Here is a 16,956-nt window from a genome sequence, read left to right on the forward strand (position 1 = left end):
ACCATTTTATCGGCAATCAAAACTACTTTAGAGAAATATTACCAAGTTCACCCGCTCCGTTGCCAGCAGTAAAAACAATTTTAAGCTTTTGACACCCATTGATACCAACGTCAAAAGTTATGGGTAAATCTCCCCCCGTAAGAGCTGGTGATGAATAGACAAGAACTTCATCTGCATATAGTTCAAAACTGTTATTTTTATTTGTATCTCTATTTGTCTGACAAATAGTCCACAAACCTGAGATTGACGAATACCTGCCATTTAAATAGTACACGATTTCGGAACCAGAACTTCCAAACATATAGTGTGAATAGTTTTCTCCTGTATTGGTTGTACCCGTACTATTTCCCTTCAACGATACACCATTATTCATGAGATAATCCAAGTCTGTAAGCCATGTTCCACCTACTCCTATTTGCGCAACAGACCTATTTATAGGAGAAGAATCTTCTCCCGGATATATTCTAATATTTCCGAGTTCACCTGCTCCATTACCGTTTGTAAACACGATTCTTAATTTTTCACAATTATTTATATCAGCTTCGAATTCAACTGGTAAATCTCCTCCTGTAAGACTTGGTGAGCTATAAACCAAGTTGTTATCAGCATAAATCTCAAAGCTATTATTTTTATTTGTATCTTTATATGTCTGACAAATAGTCCACAATCCCGTAAGCCTTGAATAACCACCGTTAAGATAATAAACAATCTCACTGCCAGAGCTTCCAGACATATAATGCGAATATGTATCTCCTGTGTTTGTTGCTCCAATATTACTACCGCTCACACTAACCTCTGAATTGGTTAAATAATCCAAATCCGTCAACCAGCAAGGAAGATTAGTAACTTCATACACCGTTCCATTAGGAGTTCGATTTGTATTTGTAGATAAACGAATATTAGCTAGTTCTGCACAACCAATACCTTCCTTAAATAGAATGGTCAGCAAGTTACACCCGCTAATATCAACCGAGACATCAACAGGGATGTCCCCTCCTGTAATTGATAGTGATGAATATACGAGCACCTCGTCCGCATAAATCTCAAAGCTGTTATTATCAATAGTATTTCTGTTAGTATAACAAATGGACCATAAGGCAGTTAAAGTATCATAATCACCGTTCAACTGGTAAACTATTTCACTATAAGGTGAGGTTGAAAACATATAATGAGAATACTCTATTCCAGTATTTGACTGTCCTGTGCTATCAGGCTTAATTGTAACGGATCCTTTTTTAACATAATCAAGATCTGTCAACCACGCATCTTCGACGTAAGTCTCTTGAAGAGCATAATTATTGGTATTTTGTTCTGAATTGTCTTTATCTGAAGTATCATTATTTGTGATTCTATAAGAATATCCACTCACTCCAGACAAATTATCATCATTGTTCTTATTACCAGAAGAAGTGTTGATACATGATTTAATAATCAACATAAAAACAATGACGACAATAACAATAGGAATCCCCCCATATTTTTTCTTTGAAGGTTGGCTTCCTGAAACACTTGAAGATGGTGTGTACTTATAGCTACTTGGCATAAACTGCTGTGCTTGTCCCCCCGCAGTCGCTGGTTGAAAACCAGAACCAGAGTTGGAGCCAGATTGACTGAAGCTATTAAATACCGATTGAGAGATGAAACGCATCTTCTCATTTACCTTACACCATGGGCATTCTTTTGCACCATAGTAGTAGATGTGTTGAGTGTCTTTAAGACATGTTTTGAGGTTATCTTCCAACTGTTCAAGAGCGTTATACCACTCTTCAGCTGAAGGACGTAGGGAAGGAGTGCTACGACCAGCCACAAAAGCACGCCTAAACAACCTCTGAATATTATTCGGCAACGAACTTAACTCTGGTGCATAACGCGGAATATCCATGTTGCTTGAACGGCTGTCCGAGAAAAAAGCACATTTGCCATTCTGCATATTATCAATTGGCTGAAATTTCGATGAAGACCCGCTAATTACTTTGCATGAAAATGGATGCGCACCATTCATCAACAATGCGAAAATAAGCACCGCCAGCGCAAAGCGGTCAGATTCCGGCGTGAACGTCGGCAAAGGAGCAGAAGGAAAGTGAATACCCTGAAGCTCTGGTGCAACGAACTCGGGCATACCTACTCCGCAACGATATGTCCTGTTTGAATCGGAAATGTGATACGAATCCGTGTCGACAAGAGTTACCATACCATCCTTGGGATTTACCAAGATGTTTTCGGGGTTCAAGTCACCAACCACCTGATGAATCTCATGGACATTATGTACAGCAGCAGAAAGGTTCTTTGCAATAGCAATAAATAAAGACCAGGGTTTTCCTTTTCGCTTGTCATAGACATAAATATTTCGCAGCTTTTCTTTGCCGTTGATTTTAGGCATAACATACCCAATGAATTGTCCATTTTCATAAAGGACATCTATTGGCCAAGCGTATTGTTCCATAACACTTGGCTTGTTAGATACCATTATAGACAATTTACGTTCACGCTCTGTAGTACGCTTGTCTGGCTTATATACTTTCGCAACATAGCTATATGCGCCAATAACATCATATACATCACCTTCCCCGCCGCCTGCAAATGGTGCATTCTGAGTTTGATATAACTTGCCGGAAAGTCCTTTATATTCAGCCATTGATTACTCCTTCATAATTATTCTTGTATCTCTTTTAGCTGTCTTAGCGCCTCCTCGTTTGCAAGTATCAGCCGACTACAAGAACGCTCCATGGAACTTAAAAGTTTTTCCATTTGATCTATCACTGCAATCTTATACTTTTTAGACATATCATCTTGCCACGAAGCTGATGCTTCAGACCATAGATTCTCTACATTTCTCTTTACATCGTTTATCTGCATATCAGCATGCCCTATTCTATATTACGATTTTCCAAACAGCTTACCCCAGAATCCCTTCTTTTTATGCGCATCTCTGTCGGCAGCAGTACCTTTCTTGTCCAAAGAAACTATCGAAGGACTGGATTTTCCTGTAGGCTCACCTTTTTCTTTCTCTTCTGAAGAAACAGCTCCTACAGATTTTTGGTTGTATCCCTCTACTTGTTCTTCATCAGATTGCACTTCCATATCCTGGTTTAATCCATCCGCATCTTTAGTGGAAGATTTGTGTTCATACAATCTGTCGTGATGCTCTTTCGCCAGCGTTTTCCAGTCTGGCTCCATGTAGAATTCATCCGGCTTTTTTTCGGGTGTAACGTCCGTGTTGATAATTCCTACTATGGTCTTGTCATCAGTAATCTGTTTGCTATATGAGCCCTTGAAGAAATCGGTTATTTCAGCTTGGACGTTCTCAAAATCAGCAGGAGTCGAGACTTTCAAAATACTGATATCCATGAAAGGTCGCACATAGTTTACATAGATAGGCTGAGCCGTTTTTGCCAACAGCCAAGGGTAAGCAACATCGAAGATACCATCCGTCATCATTATCAAAGAACAAACATCTTCTTTTGCGACACCGAAAGACCAATTCTCCGGACCGGCGCGAAGCGGACTGGTCTCATTAAAAGCTTCCCCCTTTTGTGCTTTTGTTAGAACAGAATAATCCCCGTATGATGACAATGCAACAATTCCACCGTCGCCGACATGCCCATAAACAGCATTTGTCCCATTATAGATAACTGTCGTCAATGTCGTATCGTAATCACATAATTCATCCCTGTTCTCTTCAGACAAAGCCACAATTGTCTTTAATGCTTTATGATAAGCAGTTCTAAGTAAAGACATAAGACTCTCTTCATGCCATTTATCTGGATGATTTTCGCTCACAAAGGACAGGACAGTTTTAACTGCTGTTGTCGAGCCAACCTCAGACTTTTTTGCGCTTCCAAGTCCATCAGCTATTGCAGCAACCACCCAGCCATTTTTAAGGACAACCACATCGCTCGCATCTTGGCATACACCATCTTTCTTTGCTTGGTGTGCTGTTCCTATTATTGACATTTTATAATAACCAAGCATGGTATTCTCCTTAAAAAGCGATGTTAATCGTATGTAAATCACTAGGTGCCTCTATGGCCATGGTTCTACCACCATTTGGATCACTATTCCTTACTGTTGCAAGACTACTGGAAACAAACTTGAAGAGAGCCGGGAAATTGAGATTCTCTAGTTCAAAAATTCTTTCTGTATTGAAAATACTAGCCATTGTGCGTCGGTCAAAGTTTGCTACCCCAACACAATAACCAAGAACTCTTTCTTCGTCTTCCATTTTCCTGAGTCTTTGTGCCGCCGCAACATATGAGTCATTAGGACCGCCATCTGTAATGCAAAAAATCCAAGGACGGTAATAAGGAGTTCCTATCTCGTTATATCTGGCTTTCTGCGCTGTAATCATATCCAATGCCTTATCAATGGCGGCACCCATTGGTGTTCCACCGTTGGCTGTCAATGTCGGCGGCACCATCTCACTTACGGCAGTGAACTTCTGTTGAACCTGGACATCAGGTCCAAAAGAAACAAGTGCAACATCAATGCACGCCTTTGTATGCTCATCAAAAGATGAGTCATTCACTGTCTGTTCTTTGAAAGTTCTAAGACCAGCATTCAGTTTTCCAATCGCATCATTTGCAGTCATAGAAGCAGAAGTGTCAAGCAAGAAAACACAAGCGACATGACGCTCAGTAATCCACTGAATTCCGCCTCTTCCCACATCCTCAATAACTGGATTATCATTTGTTGTCGTATTGTTTACTGATCTCTGTACATTGTTTCCCTTCTTCTGACCGAACGCTCTTTGAAAGATTGTCATAATAAGTCCTCTCCATTCTTTAAAGTTATATCTTTTTAATCTGCAACTTTTCCTGTCCCCTCACATACAGGACATCGCACCACCGCTTTTCCCTGACACATATAACAAATTTTTCCATTTGACATATGACCATTTCCTCTCCGATCTCCATTACATACCGGGCATGGTGAATACCCACTTCCATTGCAATGACGACAAGTATGATAACCTACTGACATATTACTATTCCTCTTTTCTTTTGAATGTATTAAGCCAAATCATGTGGTAAAATACATTTACCAATCATCTTTCTCTCTTATTTTCTATATCTATAGAGTAATATTAATGCCTTTTTCTTTCAATATAGATTTATTCAAATTAAAATCTATATTGAATTTTACCGTAAAGCTTGTTACAATAAGCAGTTAATCTATAGAGTACGTTTCAATGTTTCAATCACACTCAAGAGCTGATACTTAATCAGAAACGCTGCATCATAATATTCCTGTTCATACTTTACACAATTAACTAATGGCAAGACGTATTTTTCTGTTTCTTCAATATACTCCCTCATTTTTTCGAGTGTGAACCCCATCGCCATAGTCGAAACATTATTACAACGATCTAAGAGTTTTAATATCGATGCACTTTTATTCTTTCCGATTTTTTCATAGTAAATTCTTTTCGATTCCTCTTCTGTCACCCCTTCTTCAATCCTAAATGAAACAAGATCTATTATTTTTTTTATTGACTCATTTACATTAAGATCTTTTAGTGAAACCGTTTCATTATCCTCTATTACGTCATGCAGAAGAATTGCCGCTATCAAATTATCACTGTCAATTCTTAATGCAAATGCATGGCAAGCCATCATAAGAGGATGTGTAATATACGGAACTTTTTCTCCTCTATTGCTCTTTCGAGTAGCGCCTGCGTGGTATTTAAGCATGAGTTTTATTGCCTTTTGCGTCTCGCACATATTTTTCGCCTGTGAATACATACGTACTCTTCGAAGCATATTTTCAGGAGAGAACATCATATCATGAAGATCCCATTCTCTTACAGTATCATTTTCCTCTAATAAATAAGAAATTTTAGTATTTAATATCGCAGCTAATTTTTGTAATTTATTTATATCTGGAAGAAACTCTTCTCTTTCCCAAGAACTTATCGCTTGAAACGATACTCCCATCTTTTCAGCCAAATTCTGTTGTGTAAGCCTCAACTCTCTTCTTCGCTTTGCAACTTGTGAACCAATACTCACAGCCCATTCCTCCAAAAGTACTTTCTTATGTATCTTTACAAACACATTATAGACTCTACTCCAAAAAATACCAGCATCTTCAAATTGAATATGTTTATCTTGTACTCAAGTCAAACTGGAATATATAATTTCAAAATTTCTGATTTCACGTATGGATCTTTCATCTCTTCTTTAAAATCCACAATGTCCATAATTTTTCACATCATCACTTCATCTAAATATCCAGAATACCGCTTCTTCGTCTCCACATATCTACTCTTACTGATTAAAATTTCCTCTCCATTTTCCAACATAAAACTTTTATTCTCAATTCTCCGAATGTATTTCATATTAACCAAAAAGCTCTGATGACAGCGTACAAACGAGTCTACCATTTTCTTTTCAAGGTCAGATATCTTCTCATAACATACATACTCACTTCCCAACGTATGGATAATCGTCCTATGTGCGTTACTTTCCAGATACCTAATCTCATCTAGATAGAATACCTGTTTGTGATTCTGGCACATGATCGTTACTCGTTTTTCCTCATCCTGTTTTAGTCTCTCTTTTGCTATTTCGAGAAGCTGTTTCAGGATTCTCGGATCAACTGGCTTTTTAAATAGCCAAGTAAATTTACAGGCTTTAAAAAAATACGTTGGGAATATATTGTCGTATCTCCAGTCATATAAATGATCTGAAGTTCTGGATATTCTTGATTTAATTCGTATGCGCAGTCGATTCCTTCCTGCCTTTCTTTTGTCTTTGAAATTGCCGAATTGAATTCATGGCAGATATCCATGATCAATATATCCGGTTGTTTTCCATCCTGAAATTCTTCCTTCAAATGTCTGATATCCTGATAAATATCAATACTTTCTATATTCGAATCTTTCGCATTTTTTAGTATATCTTCAATAGCATTTAACACTTCCAACTGATCATCACATACTGCAATCCTCATTTGTTTATCCCCTTATACAATCCGTACTTGTATTTTTTTATCTTCTCCTTTCCGCTATTTAGCTTACTCATTTACAGAATTACATAACTTTCTCTTAATTACGAATTATACAATATGCGCCCTTCCAGTTTTCACTGTCGTCAAAATCATACCGGTTTTCGACAAAAATAGTTCTAATACCAGTAATAAAATAGTAGTCTAACGAATCCTGCCGGACTTATCGGCATAAACAAAAAGAGGAGAAACATCCTCTCCCGAAGACATTTCTCCCACATTCCAATTCTCCTATATTCTCCTGTTACTTTCCCTTCCTACGCCTTCCCGATCCTCTCCTCCATCTCCCCCAGCATATCCTCCGCGGCCATCCATTCGCCCATCTCCATCATTCCCATGACGACCATCATCTGGTTGTTAAAATCGTGTTCGAGTTTTCGCTGATCGGTCTCGAAATCTTCCATGAGTTTTAAGTGACTTTTTTCGATCTCAAACTGGTCATTCAGCGCTTTTAACAGTTTCTCATTTTCCTGACGTCTTTCTGTCTCCTGAGCGATGAGCGGAAGGAACATGTAGATCATAATGATCAGGATAAAAAGGAACTGCTGACCAATGGAGACCGCATACTGTTTTTTCGTAATATAATCCATGTAGGGATACATTCCAGCGAGAACGCTGACTGCGATCAGCGCTGTGACTATCTGGCTTTTTTCGCGGAACAGAGATCGTCTCCACTTTATGAGGAAAACCAGTCCCATGAGGATCAGACTTAAAAGTATGGTCTCGCATGTCATGGCACGTACATAATCGTAGACCCCCCAAAATGAGCCTGTGACCAGCCAGCCATTATTTACAAATATTGCATTGCAGATAAGCTCCGCAACCGTCGTACATCCGATCGCGATTACCACCATCAATATGATTCTTTTCAGGGAATCGCCAAAGCACAGAAAGATGCCACTCAGATAGATCCCCATCAGTACCCAGCTCGTCATTCCGATCACTTCCTGATCACTCAGCGAATTCATATATTCTTTCGCGCTGCATGAAAGAATATTGAAAATGATCTGCAGGATCAGCACCTTTGTAATTGTCCCCCGCCATTTCAGTGTCTGCATCAGAAAAAAGGTCGTGGGCATCAGGCCAAGTGCGCAAATCAGTATGCGCAAAACCGCATCCGTGTTCATGCCGTTCTCCCCCTCTCCTCTTCCGCACCGGTTCCCGCCGCGTCCAGGATCACCGTGCTCTTATATATCTTTTTCTCCCTGTCGATCTTCACATTGCAGTTTCCGCCATACATCTTTGCGATCTCCCGAAGGATCCTGCTGCCATATCCGCGCCCGCCGCCTTTTTCCATTCCGAGATACTTCTCAGCAAACGGATTTTCCACTGCAATCACGAGATAGTCTGCCTTCACATGGATATCGGCCCGGATCCATCTCGCACTTTCCGGAAGATATTCCACCGCCTCCATGGCATTGTTCATGAGATTCGAAAGAATGCTGCACTGGTGGATCCTTGAAATTCCCGGAAGCTCACCCACATGCGCATCGACGGATAACCGGATCTTCACCTTTTGGCATCTGATCTCGTACTCCTCAAGAAGTACATTTAGGATCATGTTGGAACAGTACTGGCCTGTCCGGTTCTTCTCGATCTCCTTCTGAAGCTTTGCCGCCGCAGATCCCCGGTCTTCTGTGTGAAGATCGTTTTCAGCCTCTTTCACGATCCGCAGAAGATCTTCCCGCCTCTTGTTCAGGCGCTCCGCCTGCACTTCGGCGCTCTCCTCTTCCATTTTCTTTCTGTTCAGTTCATGTTTCAGCCGCTCTTTTTTCTGATCCAGCACCTTATTTTTACTGTTCCGGTAACTGTTTATAACCAGCACTGCTTCCGTAAAAAAGCTGATGGCGACCACCGGAATACCTATCTGATTCCAGGCTGACGGGATGCCCTGAAAGAGCATATGGTTCATTATAAGAAGCGTAAACTGGCAGATGGTAAACAATATAAGAACAATCATGATACCGCGTCCTCCAGATACTGAAAATACCTCGTCCGCGCTTCCATGTACCGCTTTTTGCTGATGGGGATCTCCTCCCCGTTTTCCAGCTTAAACCGGTCATGCTCCACCCGCCGGATATACTTCATATTTACAAGAAAGCTCTGGTGACACCGTACAAAGGTTTCACCCATCCGCTCCTCCATATCTGAAATCTTATCATGGCACACCTGCACATTTTCGTATGTATGGATCATGGTCCGGTGAGCGCTGCTCTCCAGATACCAGATCTCATTGAGATAAAAGATCTGCTGCTGGTTCCGGCACATGATCGTAACCCGCTTTTCATCTTCCTGGGCCCGTCGTTCTTTTGCGATCCTAAGAAGCTTTTCAAGGATATCCACGTTCACCGGCTTCGTGAGATATCCCACGAGATTGACCGGCTTCAGGAAAATATGCTGGGAATATCTCGTCGTATATCCGGTCAGGTAAATGATCTGCAGCTCCGGGAATTTCTGATTCAACTCATAGGCATAATCGATTCCCTCCTGCCGCTCTTCCGTCTCCGGAATTTTTGTATTATATTCATGGCAGATATCCATGATCAGGACATCCGGTCGTTTTCCATCTTCAAATTCATCCCTCATATGCCAGATATCCTGGTAAGTTTCGACACGTTCCACCTCCGGAATCTTTCTCAGCATATTTTCGACGACATCCAGCACTTCCGGCTGGTCATCGCATACCGCAATGTTCATTGCATGTTCCCCCATGTATTTCGTTTCTCCCGTTTTGGAGAGCTTTTCTGTAAGATCTTTTTCGTTCAGCGCAGCAATTATCAGACTCTGTCCTTTAATATTTTTGCTCCGTTTTTTCTGCTTTTTCTTTTTTTACCAGTCAATCATAACATACTTTCCTTTTCGCTTCAAGTTCGCAGGTTTCCCCATAAAATCCTGCAAAATGCCCTTTCTCCCGCCCTTTCACATTGACATCCCCTCTCAGTATGCGATATAATTCTTATTAACTATCTTCAAAGATTTTAAAGGGCAAAATCATCATTTTTTTGCCCCCAGACATCTTTTAAACGCTTACTTGAGGGGGTATATTAAGTTTATGAATGGTGCAGAAGCTATGGTAAAATGCCTCGAGGAAGAGGGGATCACCAGGATCTTCGGATATCCGGGAGTTGCGATTTCTCCTTTTTATGAGGCCTTATATAATGCCGGTACGATCGAGCACGTTCTCGTCCGCCAGGAACAGGCTGCCGGACACGCCGCAAGCGGCTACGCACGTATCTCCAGAAAGGCTGCTGTCTGTGTAACTTCTTCCGGTCCAGGTGCGACAAACCTGATCACAGCTCTCGCGACTGCCTACGCCGACAGTATTCCGCTGATCGCGATCACCGGTCAGGTAAATTCAAACCTTTTAGGCCGTGATGTGTTCCAGGAAGCCGATATGCGCGGCTCCACAGAATCCTTTGTAAAATACAGCTACCTTGTAAAAAGCGCCGATGATATTCCGCGTATCTTCAAGGAGGCTTTCTATATCGCTTCCACAGGAAGAAAAGGTCCGGTCCTCATCGACATCCCGTGTGATGTCCAGATGGACCTCTTAAAGAAATCCTTCGACTATACGTCCGAGGTCAATATCCGCGGATACAAGCCGAGCACAAAGGGAAACAACCCGCAGATGCATAAAGTAGTCGCAGCGATCAACAAGGCGAAAAAGCCGTTGATCTGTGCCGGCGGCGGCGTGATCCTCGGAAATGGTGAGGAATGTGTCCGCCAGTTCTGCGAGAAAAACAATATCCCGCTTGTCACAACGATGATGGGAATCGGTGTCATGCCGAAGAACCACCCGCTCTACTTCGGTATGCTCGGAAACAACGGAAAACCTTACGCAAACCGCGCGGTCGCAAACAGTGACCTTCTGATCATCGCGGGCGCAAGGATCGCAGACCGCGCCGTTCCGAAGCCGGAAAACCTGGAACAGCAGGTCAACATCATCCACATCGATATCGATACCGCTGAGATCGGCAAAAACCTTGGACCGACGATCCCACTGGTCGGCGATATCAAGAATATTTTCGACCGCCTCCTGCAGGAGAATATCTCCATCGACACGACACAGTGGATCGAGACACTCCACGATATCAAGAAGAGTACCGTTGACCACCGTGTTTTCAGTGACAAGCTCGTAAATCCGATGCTCTTAGTCCAGCATCTCTCCGAGAAAATGGATGATGACGCGATCTATGTTGCCGATGTCGGACAGAACCAGCTCTGGTCCGCCGACAACTATGTGATGAAAAACGGCCGTTTCCTCACGAGCGGCGGTATGGGAACTATGGGCTACTCGATCCCGGCTGGAATCGGAGCGAAGATGTGTACTCCGGACAAGCAGGTCGTCGTTGTCTGCGGTGACGGTTCCTTCCAGATGTCCATGTACGAGCTTGGAACCATCGCAGTAAACAAGGTCCCGATAAAGATCCTTGTCATGAGAAACCACTATCTCGGTCTCGTCCGTGAGCATCAGGAAAAGACTTACGAGGAACATTATTTCGGTGTCCAGCTCTACGATTATCCGAAATATGCCGAAATCGCCGCTGCCTACGATATGGAATATTTCCACTGCGACAGCAACGAAACTCTTGACGCGGAGCTCGACCGTTTCCTCGCCTGCGACAAAGCATGCCTCATGGTCTGCGAAGTCGACAGCCACAATAATACGAAATAAGGAGAACGCAAGATGAAAGGTATTTTTTCTGTACTTGTAGAAAATAAAGACGGTGTTCTCTCCCAGATATCCGGTCTCTTTGCGAGAAGAGGCTTCAACATCGACAGCCTTGCCGTAGGTGAGACCGAACGCCACGATATTTCCAGCATGACGATCGTCTCCACCGGCGACCAGCGCACGGTCGATCAGATCGAGAAACACTTAAACAAAAAGCTTGACGTGATCAAGGTGCGCCGCCTTGAAGAGAACCGCAGCGTCCTTCTCGAGATGATGCTCATCAAGGTCTCCTACTCTGCGGCAAACCGCAGTTCCCTGATCGAGCTCTGCAGTGTCATGGGTGCAAAGATCGTCCACGTCTCCCCGAAGAGCATGGTCATTGAGTTCCATGCCGCTCCGGATGTGATCACGGACTTTATCGAGCTTGTGAGAAGCTTCGGGATCCTGGAGCTCCAGAGGACTGGAACGATCTGTATGTCAAAAGACTGATTCCCCATTATCGCGACAGCCGTCAGGGTCTCGCGCAGACGCGGATTTTGGCTCGTTGTTCACGTAAATCAAAAAATGTCATGAACGGAAGCTTTTTACTCAATGCTTTCTTTCATGACATTTTTTATAGCTCTTCAGCTGATTGCTGCAAACAGTGATACCGCTATTTATAACTTTCTGACGATACCGGATATTTTCGATGCCAACATCCGAATGCAGCTGTCAATGACAGATCCGTAAGTCCCTTTTAGCTGCGCTCTGCCATAAATTTCTCCACTTCTTCATATGTAGGGATGCTCGGCGCCGCTCCACTCCTGCTGACCGCGATCGCGCTTGCCGCACTCGCCGTTTTTAGGATTTCCGGGATCTCTTTTCCTTTTGTGAGTCCCGAAAGGAAATATCCACAGAACGTATCCCCTGCCGCGGTCGTATCCACTGCTTTTACCTTATAGATTTCCTGTTTAAAGCACCGGGTTTCATCAAAATACCAGGAACCTTTTTCTCCCAACGTCAGGACAAAAGCTGCTTTCGGATATTTTTCCTTTAATTTTCCCATGATCGTTTCCGGCTCTTCACTCTCTGCACCGGAAATTTCTTTCCCCTCGATCTCGTTGAGAATAAAATAATCGATAAGATCCATCGGGATCGTCTTCAGATTCTCATTGATTGGTGATGGATTCAGGGCAATCTTTGCCCCGGCTTTCTTCGCCTGCTCCACGGCATATCCCACATTGGAGATCTCATTCTGGAGAAGGACGATATCTCCTTCACTGATTTCCCTTAGAGCATCGTCGATCATGCCCATTGAGACAACATCATTTGCTCCCCCGCAGATAATGATATTGTTCTGCCCGTTTTTGTCCACCTGGATCACGGCATGACCGCTTGCTCCTGAAAGAATCTTCGTTTTTCCTGTATGAACTCCGGAAATTCTAAGAATTTCCAGAAGCATTCCTCCGTCAGATCCCACAGCACCTGCATGGTGTACCTCCGCTCCGGAACGCGCAGCGGCGATCGACTGATTCAATCCCTTACCTCCGCAGGCCTCAGAATATGTATGCACTTTGATCGTCTCCCCCGGCTGGACAAAATGTTCCACACCGTAAATCCGATCGATGTTCAAAGAACCGATATTGATAATTTTCATAACATTCTCCCCGGGATCTCCCGAAAACTCTTTTGTCAAAAATCCCCCAGAATCGCTTCCGGGGGATTTTATCTTTTCATTTATAATGATACAGATTTTCGTTCTGCGTCAGTCAGGTCCTATTTGTAACCTTTCTCATGAAGAGCAGCCTGTGCAGCAGCAAGTCTTGCGATCGGTACACGGAACGGTGAGCAGCTTACGTAGTTTAAGCCAACCTTGTGGCAGAACTCTACGGAAGACGGATCTCCACCGTGCTCGCCACAGATACCGCACTTTAACTCCGGACGTGTTGCGCGTCCTTCTTTAACTGCGAGCTCTACGAGACGGCCAACACCAGTCTGGTCAAGTCTTGCGAACGGATCAGACTCGTAGATCTTTGCTTTGTAGTAAGAATCAAGGAACTTACCGGCATCATCACGGGAGAAGCCGAATGTCATCTGTGTCAGGTCGTTTGTACCGAAGGAGAAGAACTCTGCTTCCTCAGCGATCTGGCCTGCAGTAAGAGCTGCACGCGGGATCTCAATCATTGTACCGATGTGGTACTGCATATCGGAGCCTTTCTCTTTCTTAACCTGCTCAGCAACTTCAACAACGATATCTTTCACGAATTTGAGCTCTTTCTTCTCGCCAACGAGCGGGATCATGATCTCCGGAATGATATCATATCCATCTTCTTCTTTTACTTCGATCGCTGCTTCCATGATCGCACGTGTCTGCATCTTTGCAAGCTCCGGATAGGTAACTGCAAGACGGCATCCACGATGACCCATCATCGGGTTGAACTCATGAAGCTCATCGCATTTCTTCTTGATCTCGTCAACAGTCTTGCCCATATCTTTTGCAAGCTCTGCCATCTCTTCCTCTGTCTTAGGAGTGAACTCATGCAGCGGCGGATCTAAGTAGCGGACTGTCATTGGTCTGCCCTCGAGTGCCTTGTACATAGCCTTGAAATCGCTCTTCTGGTACGGAAGGAGTTTGCTTAATGCTTCCTCTCTTGCCTCTACAGTATCGGAAACGATCATTCTTCTTAAGTTGTGGATTCTCTCCGGATCAAAGAACATATGCTCAGTACGGCAAAGACCGATGCCCTCTGCACCAAGTTTTACAGCGTTCTTTGTATCAGCCGGTGTATCAGCGTTTGTGCGGACGCCAAGTTTTCTGAAGGAGTCAGCCCAATCCATGATTCTCTTGAAGTTTCCGCCTACGGATGCTTCCTGAGTCTTGATATCGCCGTTGTAGATCTTACCTGTTGTACCATCTAAGGAGATGTAGTCTCCCTCGTGGAAGGTATGTCCGCCGAGTGTGAATTCTTTCTTCTCCTCGTCGATCTTGATCTCGCCGCAACCGGATACACAGCAGGTACCCATACCACGGGCAACAACAGCTGCGTGGGATGTCATACCGCCGCGGACTGTTAAGATACCCTGTGCAGCGTGCATTCCCTCGATATCCTCCGGGGATGTCTCAAGACGAACCAGGATCACTCTCTCGCCCTTGCCGCCGATACCAGCTGCCTTCGCGTCATCTGCTGTGAAGCAAACTTTACCAGCTGCAGCACCCGGGGAAGCCGGAAGAGCCTGTCCGATCACTTCGCCTGCCTTTAATGCAGCCGGATCGAAGGTCGGATGTAATAACTGATCAAGGGATTTCGCTTCGATTCTGCAAACAGCTTCCTCAGGAGTGATCTGTCCCTCATCTACTAAATCGCATGCGATCTGGATTGCAGCCGGAGCTGTTCTCTTACCGTTACGTGTCTGTAAGAAGTAGAGCTTGCCTTCCTCGATCGTGAACTCCATATCCTGCATGTCGTGGAAATGGTTCTCAAGCTTCATAGCCAGTTCCATGAACTGTTTGTAGCACTCCGGAAGATCTTTCTCAAGCTGAGTGATCGGCTGCGGTGTACGAACACCGGCAACAACGTCCTCGCCCTGTGCATTGATCAGATACTCACCGAAGATGCCCTTTGCACCTGTGGATGGGTTACGGGTGAACGCAACGCCTGTACCGGAGGTATTTCCCTTATTACCGAATACCATGGTCTGTACGTTTACTGCGGTACCCCAGTCACCCGGAATATCATTCATACGACGGTAAACGATCGCACGCGGGTTGTCCCAGGAACGGAATACTGCTTTTACAGCGCCCATTAACTGTTCCTTCGGATCCTGCGGGAACTCTTCGCCGTTCATAGCCTCTTTGTATACAGCTTTGAACTTCTCAGCGAGTTCCTTTAAATCGTTAGCGTCTAACTCTGTATCATAGTGAACGCCTTTTGCTTCCTTCATCTCATCGATGATCTTCTCGAAGTAGGACTTCGGAACTTCCATAACAACGTCGGAATACATCTGGATGAATCTTCTGTAGGAGTCATATGCGAAACGCGGATTTCCTGTCTTCTTTGCGAAGCCCTCAACCGCTACATCGTTTAAACCAAGGTTTAAGATGGTGTCCATCATACCCGGCATGGATGCACGCGCACCGGAACGTACAGATACGAGCAACGGATCTTCTGTATCACCGAATTTCTTTCCATTTACGCCCTCGAGCCATGTAAGAGCTTCGAAGATCTGGTCCTGGATCTCTTTTGTGATCTGCTTTCCGCTGTTATAGTAATCTGTGCAGGCTTCTGTTGTTACTGTGAATCCCTGCGGAATCGGCATACCGAGATTTGTCATCTCAGCAAGGTTACAACCTTTGCCGCCGAGAAGATTTCTCATAGCTGCACTGCCTTCTTCAAACTTATAAACCCACTTTGCCATAAGTTGTTATTCCTCCTAGAATTAGATTTAGCTTAGACTTAAGATGTCTGTGGCTGCCCTCATTTCTTTGCTCCCCTTGCGGTACCCCCATGCCCCATCACACGATCTCTGGTTTTAGAGATTTCGCACAAAAAAATTGAGTGTCGGAAAAAAGGTCTGTACATATTATAAGGGATGTTGCCAAAATTTGCAACATCCCTTTGTAAATCTTTCGTGATTTTTTCACATATTTTCGTGTTTTTTCGCAATACTCTTTAGACATAATTGTGTATATTTTATATTCAATTTAGTACAATTAACCAATGAGCACTGCGATCAGGATCCCCAGGATCGCCCCGGCAACTACCTGCAGCGGCGTATGTCCCACGTATTCCTTTAATTTTTCCTGGAGAAATACTCCATCAAGGTTCAGAATATTCTCAAAAAATACACTATTCAGCAGCTTCGCCTGTTTTCCCGTCTCCCGTCTCACGCCCATCGCATCGTACATTACGATCATCGCAAGGACAAAGCTGACGGCAAACTCAAAACTTCCGACTCCGTATTTCATTCCGGAAGCTGTTGTGAGCGCGCAGACGGTAGCCGAATGGGAGCTCGGCATTCCGCCTGACCCGAAGATCCGTTCAGGATTAAAAGACCGGTTCAGGACCATATCGATCACGGTCTTTAAAAACTGCGCGACCGTCCACCCCAGCACAGCACTGATCAGCACCTGGTTTCCCAGAAGTTCATTCCATATCGTCATGTTTTCCTCTTTTCTGTAAGATCATTATCAGGCGGCTATTCAGACAAGTGAAAGCACGCTTCGCGGGTTTCCCCTTGTTATCGCGACAGTCGCCAGGGTCTCGCGCAAGCGCGGACTCTGGCTCGTTGTTCGCGTAAATGAC

The 16,956-nt window shown here is 44.0% G+C and carries 14 protein-coding genes; 2 read left to right on the top strand and 12 right to left on the bottom strand.

Annotated elements, in window-relative coordinates; translation table 11 throughout:
* Positions 1-22: 22 nt before the first annotated feature.
* The 9 genes from V2546_RS11825 to V2546_RS11860 form a co-directional block, all read right to left on the bottom strand.
* Positions 23-2,635 (bottom strand): NPCBM/NEW2 domain-containing protein, encoded by a 2,613-nt coding sequence (locus tag V2546_RS11825; protein ID WP_329752413.1) that lies wholly within the window; start codon positions 2,633-2,635, stop codon positions 23-25.
* Between the two features lie 242 nt (positions 2,636-2,877).
* Positions 2,878-3,972, bottom strand: a complete 1,095-nt coding sequence (locus V2546_RS11830; protein WP_142410911.1) for a PP2C family serine/threonine-protein phosphatase — start codon at positions 3,970-3,972, stop codon at positions 2,878-2,880.
* Positions 3,973-3,982: 10 nt separating this feature from the next.
* Positions 3,983-4,762, bottom strand: a complete 780-nt coding sequence (locus V2546_RS11835) for a VWA domain-containing protein (RefSeq protein ID WP_142410910.1) — start codon at positions 4,760-4,762, stop codon at positions 3,983-3,985.
* Between the two features lie 409 nt (positions 4,763-5,171).
* Positions 5,172-6,005: a helix-turn-helix domain-containing protein gene (locus V2546_RS11840; RefSeq protein WP_329752414.1), complete on the bottom strand. Its 834-nt coding sequence runs from the start codon at positions 6,003-6,005 to the stop codon at positions 5,172-5,174.
* Positions 6,006-6,202: 197 nt separating this feature from the next.
* Positions 6,203-6,514, bottom strand: a complete 312-nt coding sequence (locus V2546_RS15750) for a LytTR family DNA-binding domain-containing protein (RefSeq protein ID WP_142410908.1) — start codon at positions 6,512-6,514, stop codon at positions 6,203-6,205.
* A gap of 62 nt (positions 6,515-6,576) precedes the next feature.
* Positions 6,577-6,948, bottom strand: a complete 372-nt coding sequence (locus V2546_RS11845) for a hypothetical protein (RefSeq protein WP_329752415.1) — start codon at positions 6,946-6,948, stop codon at positions 6,577-6,579.
* Between the two features lie 311 nt (positions 6,949-7,259).
* Positions 7,260-8,129 carry a hypothetical protein gene (locus V2546_RS11850; protein WP_329752416.1) on the bottom strand — a complete coding sequence of 290 codons (870 nt, stop codon included), beginning with the start codon at positions 8,127-8,129 and terminating at the stop codon, positions 7,260-7,262.
* Positions 8,126-8,962 carry a GHKL domain-containing protein gene (locus tag V2546_RS11855; RefSeq protein ID WP_329752417.1) on the bottom strand — a complete coding sequence of 279 codons (837 nt, stop codon included), beginning with the start codon at positions 8,960-8,962 and terminating at the stop codon, positions 8,126-8,128. Before V2546_RS11855 ends, V2546_RS11850 begins: the two co-directional genes overlap by 4 nt.
* Complete coding sequence (locus V2546_RS11860; protein ID WP_329752418.1) at positions 8,959-9,714, bottom strand: LytTR family DNA-binding domain-containing protein; 756 nt, start codon at positions 9,712-9,714, stop codon at positions 8,959-8,961. Before V2546_RS11860 ends, V2546_RS11855 begins: the two co-directional genes overlap by 4 nt.
* Positions 9,715-10,054: 340 nt before the next feature.
* On the opposite strand from V2546_RS11860, the gene ilvB reads away from it, so the two are divergent.
* Positions 10,055-11,677: a biosynthetic-type acetolactate synthase large subunit gene (ilvB, locus tag V2546_RS11865; RefSeq protein ID WP_118529342.1), complete on the top strand. Its 1,623-nt coding sequence runs from the start codon at positions 10,055-10,057 to the stop codon at positions 11,675-11,677.
* 12 nt (positions 11,678-11,689) lie between these two features.
* Positions 11,690-12,163 carry an acetolactate synthase small subunit gene (ilvN, locus tag V2546_RS11870; RefSeq protein WP_118727895.1) on the top strand — a complete coding sequence of 158 codons (474 nt, stop codon included), beginning with the start codon at positions 11,690-11,692 and terminating at the stop codon, positions 12,161-12,163.
* Between the two features lie 247 nt (positions 12,164-12,410).
* Here the strand turns inward: ilvN and V2546_RS11875 are convergent, their stop codons facing one another.
* The 3 genes from V2546_RS11875 to V2546_RS11885 form a co-directional block, all read right to left on the bottom strand.
* On the bottom strand, positions 12,411-13,310 hold the full coding sequence (locus V2546_RS11875; RefSeq protein WP_329752419.1) for a ribokinase: 900 nt from the start codon (positions 13,308-13,310) through the stop codon (positions 12,411-12,413).
* 119 nt (positions 13,311-13,429) lie between these two features.
* A complete protein-coding gene (gene ppdK / locus V2546_RS11880) occupies positions 13,430-16,069 on the bottom strand; it encodes a pyruvate, phosphate dikinase (RefSeq protein ID WP_142410901.1) in 2,640 nt (879 codons plus the stop codon).
* Positions 16,070-16,364: 295 nt separating this feature from the next.
* A complete protein-coding gene (locus V2546_RS11885; RefSeq protein WP_118529338.1) occupies positions 16,365-16,814 on the bottom strand; it encodes a divergent PAP2 family protein in 450 nt (149 codons plus the stop codon).
* Positions 16,815-16,956 lie beyond the last annotated feature (142 nt).

Origin of the sequence: Clostridium sp. CM74B_53 (assembly GCF_036318045.1) — a bacterium.
In the GTDB taxonomy this organism is placed as follows: Bacteria; Bacillota; Clostridia; order Lachnospirales; family Lachnospiraceae; genus Pilosibacter.

Bases quoted from the DNA above. Each gene is read 5' to 3' on its own strand.
- V2546_RS11825 (WP_329752413.1), bottom strand. From the start codon at position 2,635: ATGGCTGAATATAAAGGACTTTCCGGCAAGTTATATCAAACTCAGAAT.
- V2546_RS11830 (WP_142410911.1), bottom strand. From the start codon at position 3,972: ATGCTTGGTTATTATAAAATGTCAATAATAGGAACAGCACACCAAGCA.
- V2546_RS11835 (WP_142410910.1), bottom strand. From the start codon at position 4,762: ATGACAATCTTTCAAAGAGCGTTCGGTCAGAAGAAGGGAAACAATGTA.
- V2546_RS15750 (WP_142410908.1), bottom strand. From the start codon at position 6,514: ATGTGCCAGAATCACAAACAGGTATTCTATCTAGATGAGATTAGGTAT.
- V2546_RS11845 (WP_329752415.1), bottom strand. From the start codon at position 6,948: ATGAGGATTGCAGTATGTGATGATCAGTTGGAAGTGTTAAATGCTATT.
- V2546_RS11850 (WP_329752416.1), bottom strand. From the start codon at position 8,129: ATGAACACGGATGCGGTTTTGCGCATACTGATTTGCGCACTTGGCCTG.
- V2546_RS11855 (WP_329752417.1), bottom strand. From the start codon at position 8,962: ATGATTGTTCTTATATTGTTTACCATCTGCCAGTTTACGCTTCTTATA.
- V2546_RS11860 (WP_329752418.1), bottom strand. From the start codon at position 9,714: ATGGGGGAACATGCAATGAACATTGCGGTATGCGATGACCAGCCGGAA.
- ilvB (WP_118529342.1), top strand. From the start codon at position 10,055: ATGAATGGTGCAGAAGCTATGGTAAAATGCCTCGAGGAAGAGGGGATC.
- ilvN (WP_118727895.1), top strand. From the start codon at position 11,690: ATGAAAGGTATTTTTTCTGTACTTGTAGAAAATAAAGACGGTGTTCTC.
- V2546_RS11875 (WP_329752419.1), bottom strand. From the start codon at position 13,310: ATGAAAATTATCAATATCGGTTCTTTGAACATCGATCGGATTTACGGT.
- ppdK (WP_142410901.1), bottom strand. From the start codon at position 16,069: ATGGCAAAGTGGGTTTATAAGTTTGAAGAAGGCAGTGCAGCTATGAGA.
- V2546_RS11885 (WP_118529338.1), bottom strand. From the start codon at position 16,814: ATGACGATATGGAATGAACTTCTGGGAAACCAGGTGCTGATCAGTGCT.